Origin of the sequence: Salegentibacter sp. 24 (genome assembly GCF_004362395.1) — a bacterium.
GTDB lineage: Bacteria > Bacteroidota > Bacteroidia > Flavobacteriales > Flavobacteriaceae > Salegentibacter.
Map to the genome: position 1 here is coordinate 151,241 of NZ_SNWE01000001.1, position 18,245 is coordinate 169,485.

The 18,245-nt window shown below is 36.4% G+C and carries 21 protein-coding genes; 17 read left to right on the top strand and 4 right to left on the bottom strand.

All coding sequences use genetic code 11. The annotated features are described in order from the left end of the window. Positions 1-211: 211 nt before the first annotated feature. The gene (locus DET49_RS00675; RefSeq protein WP_255351554.1) at positions 212-520 is read right to left on the bottom strand and encodes an HU family DNA-binding protein; all 309 of its coding nucleotides are present in this window, start codon (positions 518-520) and stop codon (positions 212-214) included. Positions 521-646: 126 nt separating this feature from the next. On the opposite strand from DET49_RS00675, the gene mutY reads away from it, so the two are divergent. The 5 genes from mutY (at position 647) to DET49_RS00700 (ending at position 5,184) form a co-directional block, all read left to right on the top strand. After that, entirely contained in the window at positions 647-1,702 is a 1,056-nt protein-coding gene (gene mutY, locus DET49_RS00680) for an A/G-specific adenine glycosylase (protein ID WP_133546222.1), read from the top strand. A gap of 101 nt (positions 1,703-1,803) precedes the next feature. Then, complete coding sequence (locus tag DET49_RS00685) at positions 1,804-2,271, top strand: single-stranded DNA-binding protein (RefSeq protein WP_133546223.1); 468 nt, start codon at positions 1,804-1,806, stop codon at positions 2,269-2,271. 21 nt (positions 2,272-2,292) lie between these two features. Then, positions 2,293-3,621, top strand: a complete 1,329-nt coding sequence (locus tag DET49_RS00690; RefSeq protein WP_133546224.1) for a gliding motility-associated protein GldE — start codon at positions 2,293-2,295, stop codon at positions 3,619-3,621. A 13-nt stretch (positions 3,622-3,634) separates the two neighbouring features. Then, entirely contained in the window at positions 3,635-4,198 is a 564-nt protein-coding gene (gene gldD / locus DET49_RS00695) for a gliding motility lipoprotein GldD (RefSeq protein ID WP_133546225.1), read from the top strand. Positions 4,199-4,278: 80 nt separating this feature from the next. Next, on the top strand, positions 4,279-5,184 hold the full coding sequence (locus DET49_RS00700; protein ID WP_133546226.1) for a DMT family transporter: 906 nt from the start codon (positions 4,279-4,281) through the stop codon (positions 5,182-5,184). Between the two features lie 261 nt (positions 5,185-5,445). Here DET49_RS00700 and DET49_RS00705 read toward each other — a convergent pair whose 3' ends face one another. Further along, positions 5,446-7,506, bottom strand: a complete 2,061-nt coding sequence (locus DET49_RS00705) for a M16 family metallopeptidase (protein ID WP_133546227.1) — start codon at positions 7,504-7,506, stop codon at positions 5,446-5,448. 16 nt (positions 7,507-7,522) lie between these two features. Continuing rightward, positions 7,523-8,848, bottom strand: coding sequence for a M16 family metallopeptidase (locus DET49_RS00710; RefSeq protein ID WP_243729480.1), 1,326 nt, complete (start codon positions 8,846-8,848; stop codon positions 7,523-7,525). 185 nt (positions 8,849-9,033) lie between these two features. Here DET49_RS00710 and DET49_RS00715 point away from each other — a divergent pair, with 185 nt between their 5' ends. The 4 genes from DET49_RS00715 (at position 9,034) to DET49_RS00730 (ending at position 10,844) form a co-directional block, all read left to right on the top strand. After that, positions 9,034-9,498 (top strand): DUF4199 family protein, encoded by a 465-nt coding sequence (locus DET49_RS00715; RefSeq protein WP_133546228.1) that lies wholly within the window; start codon positions 9,034-9,036, stop codon positions 9,496-9,498. Positions 9,499-9,598: 100 nt separating this feature from the next. Next, complete coding sequence (gene rplU, locus DET49_RS00720) at positions 9,599-10,093, top strand: 50S ribosomal protein L21 (protein ID WP_133546229.1); 495 nt, start codon at positions 9,599-9,601, stop codon at positions 10,091-10,093. Positions 10,094-10,121: 28 nt separating this feature from the next. After that, the gene (gene rpmA, locus DET49_RS00725) at positions 10,122-10,382 is read left to right on the top strand and encodes a 50S ribosomal protein L27 (protein ID WP_133546230.1); all 261 of its coding nucleotides are present in this window, start codon (positions 10,122-10,124) and stop codon (positions 10,380-10,382) included. A gap of 114 nt (positions 10,383-10,496) precedes the next feature. Next, positions 10,497-10,844 (top strand): DUF2007 domain-containing protein, encoded by a 348-nt coding sequence (locus tag DET49_RS00730; protein ID WP_133546231.1) that lies wholly within the window; start codon positions 10,497-10,499, stop codon positions 10,842-10,844. 101 nt (positions 10,845-10,945) lie between these two features. Here the strand turns inward: DET49_RS00730 and ahcY are convergent, their stop codons facing one another. Beyond that, positions 10,946-12,262: an adenosylhomocysteinase gene (gene ahcY / locus DET49_RS00735; RefSeq protein WP_133546232.1), complete on the bottom strand. Its 1,317-nt coding sequence runs from the start codon at positions 12,260-12,262 to the stop codon at positions 10,946-10,948. Between the two features lie 65 nt (positions 12,263-12,327). On the opposite strand from ahcY, the gene DET49_RS00740 reads away from it, so the two are divergent. The 8 genes from DET49_RS00740 to DET49_RS00775 all read left to right on the top strand — a co-directional run bounded on the left by DET49_RS00740 (position 12,328) and on the right by DET49_RS00775 (position 17,920). Beyond that, a complete protein-coding gene (locus tag DET49_RS00740; RefSeq protein WP_133546233.1) occupies positions 12,328-12,975 on the top strand; it encodes a 4'-phosphopantetheinyl transferase family protein in 648 nt (215 codons plus the stop codon). Further along, positions 12,975-13,667, top strand: coding sequence for a geranylgeranylglyceryl/heptaprenylglyceryl phosphate synthase (locus DET49_RS00745; protein WP_133546234.1), 693 nt, complete (start codon positions 12,975-12,977; stop codon positions 13,665-13,667). Before DET49_RS00740 ends, DET49_RS00745 begins: the two co-directional genes overlap by 1 nt. A gap of 101 nt (positions 13,668-13,768) precedes the next feature. Beyond that, entirely contained in the window at positions 13,769-14,029 is a 261-nt protein-coding gene (locus tag DET49_RS00750; RefSeq protein ID WP_133546235.1) for a YkoF family thiamine/hydroxymethylpyrimidine-binding protein, read from the top strand. Further along, entirely contained in the window at positions 14,013-14,642 is a 630-nt protein-coding gene (gene pnuC, locus DET49_RS00755; RefSeq protein WP_133546236.1) for a nicotinamide riboside transporter PnuC, read from the top strand. Before DET49_RS00750 ends, pnuC begins: the two co-directional genes overlap by 17 nt. Further along, entirely contained in the window at positions 14,606-15,172 is a 567-nt protein-coding gene (locus DET49_RS00760; RefSeq protein WP_133546237.1) for an AAA family ATPase, read from the top strand. The genes pnuC and DET49_RS00760 overlap by 37 nt, the downstream gene beginning before the upstream one ends. 2 nt (positions 15,173-15,174) lie before the next feature. Then, positions 15,175-16,728 (top strand): DUF4301 family protein, encoded by a 1,554-nt coding sequence (locus tag DET49_RS00765; protein ID WP_133546238.1) that lies wholly within the window; start codon positions 15,175-15,177, stop codon positions 16,726-16,728. Positions 16,729-16,734: 6 nt separating this feature from the next. After that, the gene (gene arfB / locus DET49_RS00770) at positions 16,735-17,136 is read left to right on the top strand and encodes an alternative ribosome rescue aminoacyl-tRNA hydrolase ArfB (protein ID WP_133546239.1); all 402 of its coding nucleotides are present in this window, start codon (positions 16,735-16,737) and stop codon (positions 17,134-17,136) included. A gap of 442 nt (positions 17,137-17,578) precedes the next feature. Continuing rightward, a complete protein-coding gene (locus DET49_RS00775; RefSeq protein ID WP_133546240.1) occupies positions 17,579-17,920 on the top strand; it encodes a hypothetical protein in 342 nt (113 codons plus the stop codon). Positions 17,921-18,245: the final 325 nt, after the last annotated feature.

Here is an 18,245-nt window from a genome sequence, read left to right on the forward strand (position 1 = left end):
TTTTAGGTAATCACTAGGGTTTCAATTTCAATGAACGTTTTAATTAAAAAAAGTAGTGTGAAAACTACTTTTTCTTATGACGGTTAGCTCTGTTTCTTTTTTTACGCTTGTGCGTAGCTACCTTATGTCTTTTTCTTTTTTTACCACTTGGCATAGTGTTTCTTTTTAATTAATAAATTATTTTCTACAGAAACTGATTTACAGTTTCAAATTACTTAACCTCGACGTTGGTTTTAACCCCTTCCACAAAAATCTTAGCTGGTTTAAAAGCTGGGATGTTGTGTGCTGGAATTTTAATGGTAGTGTTTTTAGAGATATTTCTTCCGGTTTTTTCAGCTCTTGTTTTTACAACAAAACTTCCAAATCCTCTTAAATATACGTTATCTCCACTTTCCAATGAAGTTTTTACCTCATCCATGAAGGTTTCAATAGTAGCCTGGACATCACCTTTTTCCATTCCTAATTTTTCTGAAATGTTTGCTACAATATCTGCTTTCGTCATTTTCGTACTATTTAATATTATAAATTGGGGTTTCTATATTTTTCAAGGGCGCAAATATAAGAATTAAATCTACAATATTTCAAGCCTAATTCATTAAATAATAACGGAATAAACTTTTATTATTGCAACAAGTCTATTTTATGTATGGTATTTTCTAAAGTGTTGATTGGTTGGTATTTAAAAAACAAACGAGAATTGCCCTGGCGCTTAACAAGCGATCCTTACCATATATGGTTGAGTGAAATCATGTTACAGCAAACCAGAATAGAGCAGGGTTTACCCTATTATCTGCGTTTTTCCAAGGCTTTTCCTACTGTTTTTGATCTTGCTGCTGCCCCCTTGGAAAAAGTGCTAAAACTTTGGCAAGGTTTAGGTTATTATTCAAGAGCCAGAAACCTGCACGAAAGTGCTAAATACGTAGCAGAAGAATTGAATGGTATTTTTCCTAAATCCTATAAAGAACTAAAAAAACTAAAAGGAGTCGGCGATTATACCGCTGCCGCCGTAGCTTCTATTTGCTATAGTGAACCTGTTGCGGTGGTTGATGGTAATGTTTATAGGGTTTTAGCTAGGTTTTTTGATGTAGAGACCCCTATAAATTCTACGGCAGGAATTAAAGAATTTAAAATCCTTGCCACTGAATTGTTAGAGAAAAAAGATCCCTCCAATTATAACCAGGCTTTAATGGAATTTGGTGCCCTTCAGTGTAAACCTCGAAATCCTTTATGTGCAACCTGTCCCTTGAGTTCGGGTTGTCTGGCTTTGCAGAGAAAAAAAATTCAGGAATTACCGGTTAAACTAAAGAAAGGGAAAATAAAAAAACGCTTCTTTAACTACTTGGTGGTTTATTCTGATGAGAATAAAACCCTGCTACAGCAGCGAACAGGAAAGGGAATATGGCATGGTTTGTATGAGTTTCCCTTAATTGAAACAAAGAAGCCAGTTGGAAAAGACGATTTTCTTCCGGAAGGAGAAATAAGTAAAATTCTTGGATCACAAGAACTTTCGTTTCATCTGCATAATGATAAACCAGTAGTGCATAAACTGTCTCATCAGCATATTTACGCGCATTTTTGGTGGGTTAAGGCGGAGAAAGTGGGAGGTAAGGGAATTTCGCTAAATCGGGTGAAGGATTATCCGGTGCCGGTTTTAATTGCTAATTTTCTTGAAGAAACCAGTCTGGAAACATATTCCTTATAAGTTGTTTAAAGTTTTATGTGTTTTAGCTTTAATTAGCCATAAATTTTTCAGTATTTTAGGGTGTAAATAATTAGCCTATTTGGCGAAAATAATTAATTGAGATGACAGGTACATTAAACAAGGTAATGCTGATTGGGCATACGGGAGACGACGTGAAAATGCATTATTTTGAAGGGGGAGGGGCTATTGGCCGATTTCCTCTGGCTACCAACGAGACGTATACCAATCGCACGACCAACGAGCGAGTTACCAATACCGAATGGCATAATATTGTAGTGCGGAATAAAGCTGCGGAAGTCTGTGAAAAATACCTTAAAAAAGGAGATAAAGTTTACATAGAGGGTAGGATTAAAACTCGAAAATGGCAGGACGACCAGGGGAATGACAGGTATACTACGGAAATTCAGTGCACCGAATTCACCTTTTTAACACCAAAAGGAGAAAATGAAGGTGGTGGGAATATGCAACAGCAAAATTCTCCGTCTCAAAACCAACAAACTACGCCTAAAAATGATAATTTTGCCAATCAGTCTTTGGCAAATGAAGAAGAGGACGATTTGCCATTTTAAGTTTAATTAAAACTCCGTCATTTGGATTCAGAACCTCCCAGTTTAATATTGTTATGGGCCGCTTTTGATTTTACGCAGCTATTCAGCTATTTAGTTTTACTGCTGCTTTTAATTTGTTCAGCCTTAATTTCTGGGGCCGAGGTTGCTTTTTTTTCCTTAACTCCTGCAGATGTTATTACCGAGGACGGGAAGCGTTCCAATACGCAACAAATTGTAGTTAATTTACTTGATAAACCCAAGAAGTTACTCGCCACAATTTTAGTGGCCAACAACTTTATAAACATTGCGATCGTACTCTTGTTCGATAATCTTGCCGAGAATCTTTTTGGAGGGATCAATACGGTTTTTTATGGTATTAATTTCAAATTCCTTATTGAAGTTGGTATAGTTACTTTTATTATCCTGCTTTTTGGGGAAATTTTGCCTAAAGTGTACGCTAGTCGAAACAATGTATTGTTTTCAAATTTTATGGCGCGTCCTTTAAATTTCTTAGATACTATTTTTACACCATTAAGTGGACCTATGCGCGCGGTTACGATTTTTGTGCATAATCGCCTTGGGAAACAGCGTTCTTTTATAAGTATAGATCATTTGTCGCAGGCGTTGGAACTTACCAGTGATGAGGATACCACTAAAGAGGAACAAAAAATACTACAGGGAATTGTTTCTTTTGGAAATACAGATACCAAACAGGTAATGCGGCCAAGGATGGATATTTTCGCGTTAAATGAAAGCCAGACTTATAAAGAAATTATTCCTGAAATTATAGATAAAGGTTATTCCAGGATTCCGGTTTATCGGGAAAATATAGACAATGTAAGCGGTATTTTATACGTTAAGGATTTGTTGCCATATATAGATGAGCCAGCTTTTAAATGGAATAGCTTGCTAAGAGAACCTTATTTTGTTCCTGAAAACAAAAAGCTTGACGATTTACTGAATGATTTTAAAACCAAGAAAAATCACTTGGCCATTGTGGTAGATGAATACGGCGGTACCAGTGGTCTAATCTCCCTGGAAGATATTATTGAGGAAATTGTTGGCGATATAAGTGATGAATTTGACGATGAAGATTTAGTATATTCCAAGTTAGATGAGAATAGCTATGTTTTTGAAGGAAAGACTTCATTAAAGGACTTCTATCGCATTGTGAAAATTGAAGATCCTATTGGGTTTGAAGAGCGAAAGGGTGAGGCAGATACTTTGGCAGGATTTTTACTCGAGATTTCAGGAGGATTTCCCAAGAAGAATGATGTGATCTATTTTTTGAATTATAGTTTTACTGTAGAAGTATTGGATAACAAGCGTTTGAAACAAATTAAAGTGAATATTTCCCCTCTTGAATTGTAATTGAGTATTTAATATGAAAAAGTCTCTGGTGATTATTATAAGTCTAATGCTTATGAGCTGTGGGGAGGAAAGTAAAACACCTAGGCCTCGTGCATTTCTGGCACTTAATTATCCTAAAGCAACCTATGAAATCGCTAATTTCAATTGCCCTTATAATTTCGAAATTAACTCTCTGGCCAAAGTAAGCGCTTCCCAAAATAATAATCCATGCTGGATAAATCTCGAATACAAAGATCTGAATGGGACCATTTTTTTAACCTATCAGGAAGTTGATGGTAATTTAGATTCTTTACTAGCTGATGCGCAAAAACTGCCTTTGCAACATACCATTAAAGCTGATGCTATTGAGGGAGACGTATATACCAACAAAATTCAGGATGTTCACGGAATGTTTTATGAAGTAACAGGAGATGCTGCTTCTCAGGCACAGTTTTATCTCACCGATAGTACAAATCATTTTGTTACTGCTTCGGTTTACTTTAGGACAAAACCCAATTATGATTCAATTATTCCCGCGGCTGATTATTTAAAAAATGATATGAAACACATGGTGGAAACTTTTCGCTGGGAAAATTGAAAAATCCTTTTGAAATTAATTACTTCTTTTCTTTTTAACTCTCAAAGAATACCCATTTTTGCAGCAAAAAATCGAAAAATATGCCGTTAGAGAAATTAAAATGGGTCTACCTGGTGATTCTTTCTGTTGTTTGGGGGAGTTCTTTTATACTTATCAAAAAAGGGCTGATAGGTTTGTCGGCCATAGAAGTGGGTTCCTTTCGAATAATTTTTGCTGCATTCTTTCTTATTCTTATAGGTTTTAGGTCAATTAAAAAAATTAAGAAAAGACAGTGGAAATGGATGGTGGTCTCTGGTGTGATGGGAAATTTCTTACCGGTATATCTATTTTCCTTCGCAGAGACCGAGATTGACAGCGCTATTGCTTCAATTTTAAATGCTGCAACACCTTTAATGACGCTTATTTTTGGAACTTTATTTTTTAAAGCAATCATTAATCAAAATAAAATATTGGGCGTGGTTATAGGTTTGTTAGGAACTGCAGGGCTTATTTTAAGTGGAGCTAGTATTAATCCAGACCAGAATTATCTCTATTCGCTTTTAGTTATTATTGCGGCTTCCTGTTATGCTATGAATGTAAATGTATTAAAAACTTATATGAGCGACATTAGTCCTCTGGGGATTGCAGCGGGAAGCTTTACGGTCTTAATAATTCCCACGCTGTTTATATTATACTTTTCAGGATTTTTTGAGAGGGATCTTTCTAATATTGTACTTCAGCAATCTATTGGATATGTAGCTATTTTAGGGGTTATAGGCACCGGGGTTGCGATGATAATTTTCAATAAGCTGGTCCAGATTTCAGATCCTGTATTTACAACTTCGGTTACTTATACTATTCCTGTGGTAGCTTTAGGCTGGGGAATACTGGATGGTGAAGTCTTTAGTCTCTGGCAATTACTATCGGCCCTTGTTATCTTATTTGGAGTATTTATAGTGAACCGTTCTAAAAAGATATTTACTAAATTTAGAAAACAGGCTACATAAGTAGAAGTGATCACTATTAGCAAATGCTTTCTCTTTCTAGCAATATTAGGATGCTAAATAATAAAGATATCCTGGTCTGAGTTGAAGTGCTCGTAAAAACTTAATCGAGGAAGAGTTATTGCCGAACATCCTATTGTATAAGCGATATTCTTATAATAATTAAGTGATAGCAGGTTGGAGTGTATGTATGGTTTTTGAATGAATATAAAATAAAAGAACCGACCATTGCTGGCCGGTTCTTTCTAACATTAACAAAAATTACTATTCCTGAAAATCTTCAGCTGAAATACCTTCGTTAATTAAGATTTCAGTTACGTTAAATTCAAATGTTTGTGGGCCTGCGGCCTGAGTCATTTGAAATGGAAATTTCACACCTTCTACAGCTTGATAATCACTATATCCAGTTGGAACATTTATCGTTTGGCCGCCCTGGGATATAGTTTGTACCGTTTGCATTTTTAAACCACTCTTCACGTTGTAATATGCTTTATAGTTATCGCTAAAGGCAACAACGTAAGCATCTTCTCCCTGTACTGTTTCAATACCTTCCAAAGTAGCATCGCCAACTTCCAGTTCTGGGAAGGGAGTGGCGTCTATTTTAGCTGCCTCAATTTGGGCTGCGGTGTACGGAATTTTTTGTCCTTGTGCTACGATAAATCCTGCTTCTCCATCAAAAACCTGTTTGCTCATTACATTGCCCCCAACAGATACTTCCTGGTTAAGCTTACCGTTCATAGTTCTTTTTTGAACAAGGTTTAAAGCCATTCCCTGTATGGTTGCTTCAGCCTTCATAACTACGCTTTCCACATCCTGTACGGCATCACGACCACCAACGGCTTCAATGTAATTTTCGAAAACTTTCGCTACGGTTACTGAAGCATCAAGTTGTTTTTGCTCAGGTTTTTCAACTTCTTCTCCCAGCTTGTTGTAATATTTCACGGGTATATTTTTCCCGTTCAATTCGATTTTTTCTAGATTTTCAGCAATTTCTGAAGCTTTCCCAGCGACAACTATTCTCATATTGTCAGTTTGGTAATATTTATTAGCTACACGCTGTATATCTTCAGCCGTAACTGCGTTTATTTCCTCAAGGAAATTTTCATAAAAATCTTCAGAAAGATCGTTCGTTTTTATGTTAAGCGCGTAATTGGCGATGGTAGAGGGTTGCTCTAGTCTTAAAACGAAATCACCGGCAAACTTGCTTTTAGCATCTTTTAGCATATCAGCATCTACGGGTTCGGTTTTAATTCTTCTTATCTCCTTTAAAGTTTCTACAATTGCACTATCGGTTACGGCGTTTCTAACGCTTGCCTGAGCAATAAATCTTGAGGCATACTTATCAGCTCCTGTGTTTGATCCGGCTCCATAGGTGTACCCTTTATCTTCACGAAGGTTCATGTTTAAGTAACTTCCAAAACTACCTCCAAGAATTTGGTTGGCTACTAATACAGGAAAGTAATCTTCATCTGACATTTCAAGATCTATGGTATTTTGAAGTCTTAATTCACTTTGAACTGCATTAGGCATATCTACCAGATTGATTTGCGTTTGAGCAACGTTGGTAACTTCTGGTAAATTTTGCGGTTTTGGAGCGCCTGCTTCCCAACTTCCAAATGTTTTTTCAGCCAGTTTTTTTACCTCAGCAGTTTTTACATCCCCAACTACAACCAGATAGGCATTGTCAGGTTTAAAATAATTGTTATAGAAGCTTTTCACATCTTCTAAGGTTACTTTTTCAGTGTTTTCTACTGTAGCAAATTCTCCATAGGGGTGATCAACTCCATAGGCTAAAGCTGCACTTACACGGCTAGCAATAGAACCAACATCCTTATTGATAGATTTTAAACCTTCAATTTGTTTGGTTTTTTCAGCCTCAAATTCTTCCTGGGTGAATTTCGGTCTTAAAGCTCCTTCTGCCATAAGTTCCATAATTCTTGGAAAAAATTTTGAAAGCGAAGCTGCATAGGCACTTTCTGCACCTAAATTGATATTAGCACCCAAAAAGTCAATTTCTTCATTGTACTCGTCTTTGGAAATATTTTCTGTTCCTGTGCCCATTAAAGCACTAACAAGAGACGATGTTGCTGGTTTTTCTTCCGCATGAGGCTTGTTGTCAATAATTAAAGAAGCTGAAACTCTAGGAAGTTTGTGGTTCTCAACTACTAAAACTTTTAAGCCATTGTCCAATGTAAATTCATCTGGTTGTCCAAGATTGATCTTGGGAGCGGGTCCCGGTTCCGGTTGTTTGGAGCGGTCTACCTGTGCAATTGCCGCTGTGGACAAAAAGCAGGCTATAAATAATGTGAGTATGTTAAATTTCATGCTATATCTTTTTATGTTATTCTTTTTCGCTCGCTGGCAGATAATCTAATTCTAAACGTTGGTTCTCGTTCAGGTATTCATTGGCAACTCTTTTAATATCTTCCCTAGTAATATCTCTGTAGATTTCAATCTCTTCATTAATAAGATCAGTGTCGTCGTAAAGTACATTATAAGTTGCAAGTGAAGATGCAATTCCCTGAATACTACTGTTAGAATTCACAAAACGGTTTTCAAATTTGTTCTGAAGTTTTTGATATTCCTTTTCTGAAATCAATTCATTTTGAAGTTTATCAATTTCTTCATCCATTGAAACCGCAAGGGTGTCTAATGGGGTTTCTCCCAGAGCAAGAGCTCCCATTACATAAGTGCCATAATCTTCCTGAGATCTTGGGAAAGCCAATACCTGAAGCGCGGTTTTTTCTTCATCTACCATTTTTTTATACATCCTGGAGCTTCTTCCATCGGTAAGAATAGAAGAGATCATATCAAGAACATAAGCGTCTCTATCTTTCATAGAAGGAGTACGGTAAACAAATAACTTTGCTGGAATTTGAATATTGTTGTCATATTCAGTAGCAATGATAGTTTCGGTAATCGGTTCCTCTTTAATAGAAACACGTTGTACTTCTTCCCCTTCAGGAATCCCGGCAAAATACTTCTTAATCATTTCTTTGGTTTCCTCAATTTTAATATCACCGGCAACAACTAAAGTTGCATTGTTCGGCCCGTAATATTTATCGAAGAAGGCCTTGAACTCTTGCAGCTCAGCTGCGTCAAGATCTTCCATTGTACCAATTACCGAGTTTTTGTAAGGATGTTTATCAAAAACATATTTGTTGATTCCGGTTGCGTAAATAATCTTTCCGTAAGGGGCATTATCTATTCGAGACCGTTTCTCTTCTTTTACTACCTCATTTTGAGTTTCTACCCCAACTTCATTGATAACTGGGTGGAGCATTCTTTCAGATTCCATCCATAAACCCAGTTCAAGGTTGTTAGAAGGAAATGTTTCGTAATAGTAAGTACGATCCTGGGTGGTATTGGCGTTATTGCTACCGCCATTGGCAGCAACAATATCAAACCATTCTCCGCGCTCGATATTCTCAGTACCTTCAAAAAGAAGATGTTCAAAGAAATGGGCAAAGCCAGATCTGCCTTTTTCTTCATCTTTAGCACCCACGTGATACATCACGCCAACTGTAACTACGGGAGCTGTGTTGTCCTGATGCAAAATAACATGTAATCCGTTGTCCAGGTTATATTCGGTAAATTCTACCTCCTGGGCAATTCCTGCTGCGCTGCAAACTAATGCAAGGGCAGCCATCTTTAAGTTTTTAATCATTTTTAAATAGATTTTTCATTAATGCATGGGATTAGTATTTGAAAGTTGTATTTTGTTACATCAAAGTTTGAGAATAATGAATAAATTGATGAAATTGTGTCAATAGTGTCAAAATTAACAAGCTATTAAGCTAAAAACCGACACATTTTTTAGAAATTTACTAAATAAAAACACCAACCAGAGCTATGAAGAATTTTAGTGTACCAATTAAATATGGTCTTATAATTGTAGTCGGCCTTATTGCATATTTTTTAATTCTATCACTTTTTAATCTACATATCTATCCTTTATTTAGTTTGTTTAACGGAGTGATTATGGCCCTAGGAATGTGGCTTGCCTTAAAAGCTTACCGTAATTCTAAAGGAGCAAAGTTTAAGTATCAAAAAGGTTTTATGGCGAGCTTGCTTACGGGATTTAATGCGACTATAGTTTTTACAATTTTTTTTGCTTTTTACGCCACTGAGCTAAATGCTAATTATTTAAGCAATCTTATTAATATGTGGCGTACTGACTATGGTACCGAGATTGGCATTGTACTTTTCGTTGTTGCTATAATGGGTTTTGCCACTACTCTGGTACTGACTCTAGCCTATATGCAATTATTTAAAGATTCCTGGAATACAAAAGAAGGGCAACAACATACCTATTAAAGCTTTTTAGACTTTGTGAATTAATTAATTAGAAGTATATTTGCACCCGCTTGCGAAAAAGTAAGTGTAATTTTTAGCATAATTAATTAATCACAACACTATGTATGCAATTGTAGAGATAGCAGGGCAGCAGTTTAAAGTTGCAAAAGACCAAAAGGTGTTTGTTAACCGTCTTAGTGGAGAAGAAGGAGACAGTGTCTCTTTTGACAAAGTTCTTCTAACCGGCGATGGTGACAGCATAAATCTTGGCGCCCCGGCTATAGATGGTGCTCTAGTTGGAGCAAAAATCACCCGTCATCTTAAAGGAGACAAAGTAATTGTTTTCAAAAAGAAAAGACGAAAAGGTTACAAAAAGAAAAACGGACATCGTCAATCTTTAACCGAAATTGTAATCGAGAGCATCGATTTAAAAGACGGAAAGAAAGCCGCTTCAACCAAAAAGGAAGAAGCGCCTAAGAAGGATGCCAGTACTGATAAAAAATCGGAAGATTTGAATCAATACACCGTAGCTGAATTAAAAGAGATGGCAAAGGAGAAAGGTCTTGAAGGCTACTCTTCTATGAAGAAAGCTGAATTAATTGAAGCTTTAAGTTAATTATTAATCTACTTAAAACTAAAGTAAAATGGCACACAAAAAAGGAGTCGGTAGTTCCAAGAACGGTAGAGAGTCAGAATCGAAACGCTTAGGTGTAAAGATATTTGGCGGTCAGGCTGCCGTAGCTGGAAACATCATTGTTAGACAAAGAGGTACTGCGCACAATCCAGGTGATAATGTGTATGCAGGAAAAGATCATACATTACACGCTAAAGTAGACGGCGTGGTGAAATTTTCTAAAACAAAGAATAATAAATCTTACGTTTCCATAGAACCGTATGAAGCATAAAGTCAACGTGCCTTTTTAAAGGGTGCGGACTGCTTTCTTTGAATTTATATAAACCCCTTCCAAATTTGAGAAGGGGTTTTTTTGTATCTTTAATTTAGACTTAAGATAGTGTTTATGAATTATATTGATGTTTTTCGCACTTCAGACCGCAATGAATTATCCATAATTAAAAATCTTTTTGATGAGGAAAATATTGCCTATAGAACCCATGGGGAAGCCACAGATAATGCTGCCAATATTGGCGGTTTGGGAAATCATGGACTTAGGATAGAAGTTGCCGAAAGCGATCATAAGGAGGCGATAAAAATAATTGAACGAACCGGTTTCCTCGGTGAGCCAACAAAGATTTCGCAACCGCAAAGAAGAAAGCCTAAAATAGGAAAATGGGTAATTATAATACTTGCTGCCCTTGTTGTTTTTGTGGCCATTATCCTGTTTGTCTGGTTTATGAGCGGCAACTAAAACTATTATTTTCTGAACAGTTTTATTTTTGCTATAAAAAAACCTCGCCAATTAAAGAATCAGCGAGGTCTTTTATTTAAAAGATATTCCAATGAAAATCATTAATATCTGTAATACTCCGGCTTAAATGGACCTTTTACTTCCACGCCAATATATTCAGCCTGGTATGGTTTAAGTTCGGTTAATTCAACTCCAATTTTTTCTAAGTGAAGTTGCGCTACTTTTTCATCTAAATGTTTTGGAAGCATATAAACTTCGTTTTCGTACTTATCAGAATTCTTCCAAAGTTCAATTTGTGCCAAAGTTTGGTTGGTAAAGGAATTACTCATGACAAAACTTGGATGACCCGTAGCACAACCCAGATTTACCAGGCGGCCTTCAGCTAAAAGAATAATATCCTTTCCGTTTATAGTGTATTTGTCAACCTGAGGCTTGATTTCACTTTTAGAATCACCGTGATTGTCGTTCAACCATGCCACATCAATTTCGTTGTCAAAATGCCCGATATTGCAGACAATGGTTTTATCTTTCATCGCTTCGAAATGTTCGGAACGAACTATATCCTTGTTTCCAGTTGTGGTTATTACAATATCCGCTTTTGGAAGTACGGTTTCAAGTTTTTTTACTTCAAATCCGTCCATCGCAGCCTGTAATGCGCAAATAGGATCAATCTCGGTAACAGTTACTATGGACCCGGCACCTTTAAAGGAAGCAGCAGTACCTTTACCTACATCACCGTAACCACAGACCACAACTCTTTTCCCAGCAAGCATAACATCTGTAGCACGACGAATAGCATCAACAGCACTTTCGCGACATCCGTATTTATTGTCGAACTTAGATTTGGTTACGGAATCATTAACATTAATTGCAGGCATTACTAATGTCCCGTTTTTCATTCTTTCATAGAGTCTATGAACTCCAGTAGTGGTTTCTTCTGAAAGTCCTCGAATCCCCTTGGCAAGCTCAGGGTATTTATCAAAAACCATATTGGTAAGGTCGCCGCCATCATCAAGAATCATATTCAAAGGCTCGCGTTGTTCTCCAAAAAACAGAGTTTGTTCTATACACCAGTTAAATTCTTCCTCGGTCATTCCTTTCCAGGCATAGACAGGAATTCCTGCAGCTGCTATTGCTGCTGCTGCGTGATCCTGAGTAGAGAAAATGTTACAGGAGCTCCAGGTAACATCGGCACCAAGTGAGATAAGCGTCTCAATTAGAACAGCAGTTTGCACGGTCATATGGAGGCATCCAGCAATTCTGGCTCCTTTTAGAGGTTGCTCCTTCTTGTATTCTTCACGCAGGCTCATTAAACCCGGCATTTCAGCTTCGGCAAGTTCAATCTCTTTTCTACCCCAATCAGCCAGGGAAATATCCTTAACTTTATAAGCGGTATACGGCACTGTTTTAGTCGACATATTATTATATTTGAATATTAGCAATTTTTTGTCTCGCAAAAATAAGGAATCTATAACAAATTCACATGCCACTTTACAAAACAATAACAGTAGACTCCCATACTAAAGTCTTCATTTGGAAGCTAGAAGAGTCACTTGAAGATTTAAAAAAAGGGATTGAACTTAGTCAACATTGTCAAAACCGCGTAAATGGAATGAAATCCGAAATTCACCAGCGGGGTTTTATGAGTATCCGACATTTAATGGCCAAAGCCGGTTACGTTGATCAGGATTTGTATTATGACGAACTGGGAAAACCTCACCTAAAAAATGGAAAAAATATTTCTATTACCCATTCTTTTAATTTTACCGCGATTATTTTGAGCGATAAGGGCGTGGGGATTGATATTGAAAAACGTCGCGATAAGATTTTAAAAATTGCCAATAAATTCACCCCTTTAAGCGAATATCATACCCTTGCAAATGAAGAGGCTCTAATTAGGAAATTGACCATTGTGTGGGGAGCTAAAGAATCTATTTATAAAATGTATGCCGAGCCTGGACTTGGATTTTTGCAGCACATAAATGTCACTGATTTTGATTTTGATGATGCCCAAACCACAGCTAAAGTTAGGTTTAAAGGAAAAGAATCTTTTTATGAAATAAAATTCCTGGAATTTGAAGGCTTTACCTGTGTGTATGGTTGGAATAATACACAGAAAACCAATAATTAATGCGGAATGTTTACGCCGAGATCTCTCATGCTATAGCTAAAGGAAAAAAGCTGCTTGCCATTTTGATAGATCCCGAAAAATTTATTGAAACTGAAGCAGCATTTTTTCTAAAAAAAATACCAAAAACTACCACACACCTTTTTGTAGGCGGTAGTAGCGTTGCGAACTTTAAAACCGAAAAAACTGTTAAGGCGGTTAAAGCTGAGACTGATTTACCAATTGTTTTGTTCCCTGGAGATTATTCTCAAATCACGGATTACGCCGATGCTTTACTCTTCTTAAGCCTGATTTCAGGAAGAAATCCTGAGTATTTAATCGAACAACAGGTAAAATCTGTGACAAAATTAAGAACTAGCAGGTTAGAGATAATTCCTACAGCTTATATTTTAATAGATGGCGGGAAAGAATCCGCAGTACAACGGGTGAGTGGTACAAAACCAATTTTACAATTTCAGGTGGAAACTATAATAAATACTGCTTTGGCAGGTGAATTTTCCGGTAAGAAGCTCATTTATCTGGAAGCAGGAAGCGGTGCGGATTTTCCAATTTCTGAAGAAATTATTGCAGAAGTAAAAAAGGTCGTTACCATCCCCCTGATTGTCGGTGGCGGAATTCGCACACTTCAACAACAGGAAAAAGCATACGATTCCGGTGCCGATTTGATCGTAATAGGAACCCAATTTGAAAATTAATAAAGTGGTTTTGTGGATTACATTACGAATTACAAATTTTATAATCGGCTTCCAAGTGGGTTAATATATTATTACTGTATTGGAAGTCTAAACTAAATAAAATGAAAATTTCAGTTGAACTAACATTAAGTCCGTTGCAGAACGATTTTGAACCAATAATCATCGATTTTATCAGAAAACTAAGGGCAACCGGCTTGACGGTAAAAGAGAATCCACTCAGTACACAGATTTATGGAGATTATGACGAAGTAATGACTTTGCTAAATTCGGAAATAAAGGATTCCTTAGAAGCTATGGACCGCGGACTTATCTTGATGAAAATTGTTAAATCTGATCGAAGTGACTATGCAGCCAATTTTTGATTTTTTCTTCGATCAATATTCAGGGTACCCTACTTTATTTATTATCCTGGAGACCATCGCTGTGATTTTTGGATTTCTCTCGGTAATTTATTCCAAGCAAAACAATATTTTGGTTTATCCCACCGGAATTATCAGCACCATTATCTTCGTTTATCTGCTATGGCAATGGGAACTGCTGGGTGATATGATGATAAACGTTTATTATTTTTCAATGAGTATTTATGGCTGGTATATTTGGACCCGGAAAATTGATGCCACACATTTTACACCAATAACCAATACTACCAAAAAGGAAAACTGGCAAAGCTTTTTTATTTTTATTGGAACCTTGCTTTTTGTGTTCGCTGTTTATGAGTATTTCGATAAATGGAATAATTGGACCGCTTATGTAGATACATTCACCACGGCAATTTTCTTTGTAGGTATGTGGCAAATGGCCAAAAGAAAAATTGAAAACTGGATTTTCTGGATAATTGGCGATATCATTTCGGTACCACTCTATTTTTATAAAGGCCTTACTATAACGGCTATTCAATATTTTGTATTTACTATAATTGCTATTTACGGCTACAAAACATGGCAGAAAAACTTGCGCAACGACCTTCGTCCCTGATAAAAGTAGTTTTTTTTGGACCTGAGTCGACCGGTAAAACAACGCTTGCAGAAATGCTGGCAAAGCATTATAACACCCTCTGGGTAGAGGAATTTATGCGGGAATACCTTCAGGAAAAATGGGATAAGCAGAAAAAAGTGTGTGAACCTAAGGACATGATTCCAATTGCTGAAGGTCAAATTAAACGTGAAAATCAACTTACAAAAAAAGCGAATAAGCTACTGATTAGCGACACCGATCTTTTAGAGTTAAAAGTCTATTCTGAAGCCTATTACCAGGGATATTGTGATCCTGAGCTTCTTAAATATGCGTTAAACAACCTTTACAATTTATACTTTTTAACGTATATTGACGTACCGTGGACTCCCGATGACCTTCGGGATAAACCAGAAGATCGTATTGGGATGTATAACAGGTTTGAAGCTGCACTTAAAAACAGCAAAAAACCTTATGTGATTTTAAAGGGCGATCTCAACGAACGTTTTAAAACCGCGGTAGAGAAAATAGATGAACTTTTAAAAAATAAATAGACGTGGAGTTTAGCGAAATAGATATTTTGCAGATTGAAGAAAAGGGATTGTCAACACAGGAAGTTGAAAGACAGATCCAGATATTCGAAAGAGGAAATATTAAAGTAGATATTCAACAGGCGGCAACGGTAGGAAACGGAATATTTGCCTATTCAATAGAAGAACAGAAAAGGTTTATTCAAACATTTGAGGATCATAAAGATCAACTAAGTCTGTTGAAATTCGTGCCGGCTTCAGGAGCTGCAACAAGAATGTTTAAGGCATTTCACAACTTTGCCAATGAATTTGATCCTGAACAGCAAAGTTTACGCGAATACTTGGATAGGAAAGGTAATAAAAGTCTTCAGTTATTTTTTGAGAAAATGGAAAAACTGCCGTTTTATATTGATGCTCTTAAAAAAGCTAAAAAAAACAATCCGGATTTTTCAGACAAATCGAATAATGAAAAACAACTGATTTTGGTAAAAACCATGTTGTATGACAACGGACTTGGATTAAGCGATTTACCTAAAGGACTGGTTCCTTTTCATTCCTACCCTGATTATACAGCGAGTGCCTTTGAGGAGCATTTGTATAGTGCAGCAAAATACCTCTCAACAAACGGAATGACACGACTGCATTTTACCGTTGCCCAAGGTGATAAAGATAAGTTTGAGAAGGAATTTGAGAACATTAAAGAAAGAGTAAAAGCAGCTACTCATACTGAATTTGAAATTTCCTATTCTTACCAGGATCCAAAAACCGATACTATAGCGGTAGATAAAGATAACAAGCCATTTAGGGACGAAGATAACAGAATTTTCTTCAGACCCGGAGGCCATGGTGCTTTAATAGAAAATTTAAATAAGCAGGAAGCTGATCTTATTTTCATTAAAAACATAGATAATGTAGTGGTAGCCACTAATCTGCCGAAGGTGGTAGAGATGAAAAAAATGCTGGGGGGAAAATTAATAACGCTCCAAAATCAGGTATTTGAGTATATGCAGAACCTTGATGGAGGGAATAATTCTGAGGCAAAACTTGATGAAATTGCCAGTTTTATTGAGAATGAACTTTTTGTAAAAGTAACTTCTACTTTTAGAAAATTTACCGGAGAGGAAAAAACGCAATATCTGTGTAAGAAATTGGACCGGCCATTAAGAGTTTGTGGAATGGTGAAAAACCAGGGGGAACCCGGGGGTGGACCTTTCTTAGTTAAAAATGAGCAGGGAGAGATTTCGCTTCAGATTATTGAAGGGGCACAAATAGATAAAAGTAATTCCGAACAATTGAAGATCTTAAATAATTCTACTCACTTTAATCCTGTAGATATCGCCTGTAGCCCTAAAAATCATAAAGGAGAAAGTTTTGATCTTCATAGCTATGTTGATGACCATATGAGTTTCATTGCAGATAAAACCAAGGATGGAAAGCCTTTAAAAGCATTGGAGCGTCCCGGATTATGGAACGGCGGCATGGCTTATTGGAATACGGTTTTTGTAGAAGTCCCGGTAGAAACATTTAACCCGGTGAAAACGGTGTCGGATCTTTTAAAACCTTCCCACCAAACAAAATAACTCGTTTTGGAAGAAGAAAAAATAGCGCAGGAATTAAATTTTAAAGCCGTGCGTAGTTCGGGGGCCGGTGGACAGCATGTGAATAAGACTTCATCAAAAGTCGAACTCTATTTTGATTTGGATGCTTCTCAAGGACTTTCTGAAGAAGAAAAACAGCGTTTAATTAAAAAATTAGCTTCCCGGTTGACAAAAGAAAATCTATTAATCTTACAAAGTGAAGAAAGTAGAAGTCAACATAAAAATAAGGCGCTGGTAATAGCTAAGTTTTTTGAATTGCTAAAAGAGAATATTAAGAAAGCAAAACCAAGAAAGAAAACCAAACCCAGAAAGACTGCAATATTAAAGCGTTTGAAAGCGAAGAAAATCATTGCAGAAAAAAAGGCACGAAGAAACAATCCCTTAAAATAAGTGGGGTGTTTTTCTACACTTATGTAGAAAAACACCCCTATAAATGAAATAGTCTGGAGGTCTTAAGCGTCATGATTGAATTTTAAATTACTTGTTACCAAGGGATTAATAATGTGAGTTTTTACTGGTATAATTTTTTATATATGATAATCGCTAAATTAATATAAGATATAGCAGCTTAAGAAACTGTTGTATAATTTAGATTTTCGGAGAAAAAGAGGCCTTAGGGTCTCTTTTTTTATTTCTAAGTATTAGTGAATCTATATTTCTACATAATTTTTTCTTAAAGACCCCACTTTTCTACATAATGATTTCCCAATTATCAGGGATTTAATTCATAAGTATCTTATTGTCAGGTAATTGATATCTTTGTTTTCAATTTGGTACAGTTATTCCTTATTACTTATCATATTTAAACCACATAACTTAAAACCTTATTATTATGAAGAAGCTAGGAATAACTTTAATAGCAGTTGCAGGAATGTTTTTATTTAGTCAAAATGCGAAAGCGCAGGTAGAAGATCCAGAAGAAATGGAATCTATGGAAGCGGTAGAAGAAATTCAGGAAGAGATTGACGAGTTCGTTGAGGTAGATGTAGTGGCACTTCCTCAAGCTGTGAAGGATGCGGTAATGACCGATATGAACGGAGTTATGCCTGAAGAGGCCTGGGTAAAGGAAGAAGATGGGAAAAGCATTTACAAATTAGTGGTTAATGTAGATGGAGAGAAGGAAAAAGTTTATATAGACAGTGAAGGAAACTGGATTGAAAAAGAGGATAAATAATTAATAGCACAACTAACCATAAATTTCCGTTTTATGCATTTGTCCTGCCAAACATTAAACGGAAATTTAAAAAAACTGCCGGAATTTAAGAGAAACCAACTCCTTCGGCACCAGATTAACAGCAAAAATTCTGTTTTTTTTAAGCATAATGAGTAACTTTAACGGTTAAATACCTTTTGGGTATACCAACTAACACTAATTAACCGTTGGAATAGATTGAGAGATTATATGATGATTGTGCTTTAAGCAATCTGGAAAATGGATACCACCCAATGACAGATTAATAAATAAATTTAGATTGTCATTGAAGAGAGACCTTTCGCGA

Coding starts and splice junctions, on each gene's coding strand:
- DET49_RS00685 (WP_133546223.1), top strand. CDS start 1,804: ATGACAGGTACATTAAACAAGGTAATGCTGATTGGGCATACGGGAGAC.
- DET49_RS00715 (WP_133546228.1), top strand. CDS start 9,034: ATGAAGAATTTTAGTGTACCAATTAAATATGGTCTTATAATTGTAGTC.
- rpmA (WP_133546230.1), top strand. CDS start 10,122: ATGGCACACAAAAAAGGAGTCGGTAGTTCCAAGAACGGTAGAGAGTCA.
- DET49_RS00740 (WP_133546233.1), top strand. CDS start 12,328: ATGCCACTTTACAAAACAATAACAGTAGACTCCCATACTAAAGTCTTC.
- DET49_RS00700 (WP_133546226.1), top strand. CDS start 4,279: ATGCCGTTAGAGAAATTAAAATGGGTCTACCTGGTGATTCTTTCTGTT.
- DET49_RS00750 (WP_133546235.1), top strand. CDS start 13,769: ATGAAAATTTCAGTTGAACTAACATTAAGTCCGTTGCAGAACGATTTT.
- DET49_RS00775 (WP_133546240.1), top strand. CDS start 17,579: ATGAAGAAGCTAGGAATAACTTTAATAGCAGTTGCAGGAATGTTTTTA.
- gldD (WP_133546225.1), top strand. CDS start 3,635: ATGAAAAAGTCTCTGGTGATTATTATAAGTCTAATGCTTATGAGCTGT.
- rplU (WP_133546229.1), top strand. CDS start 9,599: ATGTATGCAATTGTAGAGATAGCAGGGCAGCAGTTTAAAGTTGCAAAA.
- DET49_RS00745 (WP_133546234.1), top strand. CDS start 12,975: ATGCGGAATGTTTACGCCGAGATCTCTCATGCTATAGCTAAAGGAAAA.
- DET49_RS00710 (WP_243729480.1), bottom strand. CDS start 8,848: ATGATTAAAAACTTAAAGATGGCTGCCCTTGCATTAGTTTGCAGCGCA.
- mutY (WP_133546222.1), top strand. CDS start 647: ATGGTATTTTCTAAAGTGTTGATTGGTTGGTATTTAAAAAACAAACGA.
- ahcY (WP_133546232.1), bottom strand. CDS start 12,262: ATGTCGACTAAAACAGTGCCGTATACCGCTTATAAAGTTAAGGATATT.
- DET49_RS00705 (WP_133546227.1), bottom strand. CDS start 7,506: ATGAAATTTAACATACTCACATTATTTATAGCCTGCTTTTTGTCCACA.
- DET49_RS00760 (WP_133546237.1), top strand. CDS start 14,606: ATGGCAGAAAAACTTGCGCAACGACCTTCGTCCCTGATAAAAGTAGTT.
- DET49_RS00730 (WP_133546231.1), top strand. CDS start 10,497: ATGAATTATATTGATGTTTTTCGCACTTCAGACCGCAATGAATTATCC.
- pnuC (WP_133546236.1), top strand. CDS start 14,013: ATGCAGCCAATTTTTGATTTTTTCTTCGATCAATATTCAGGGTACCCT.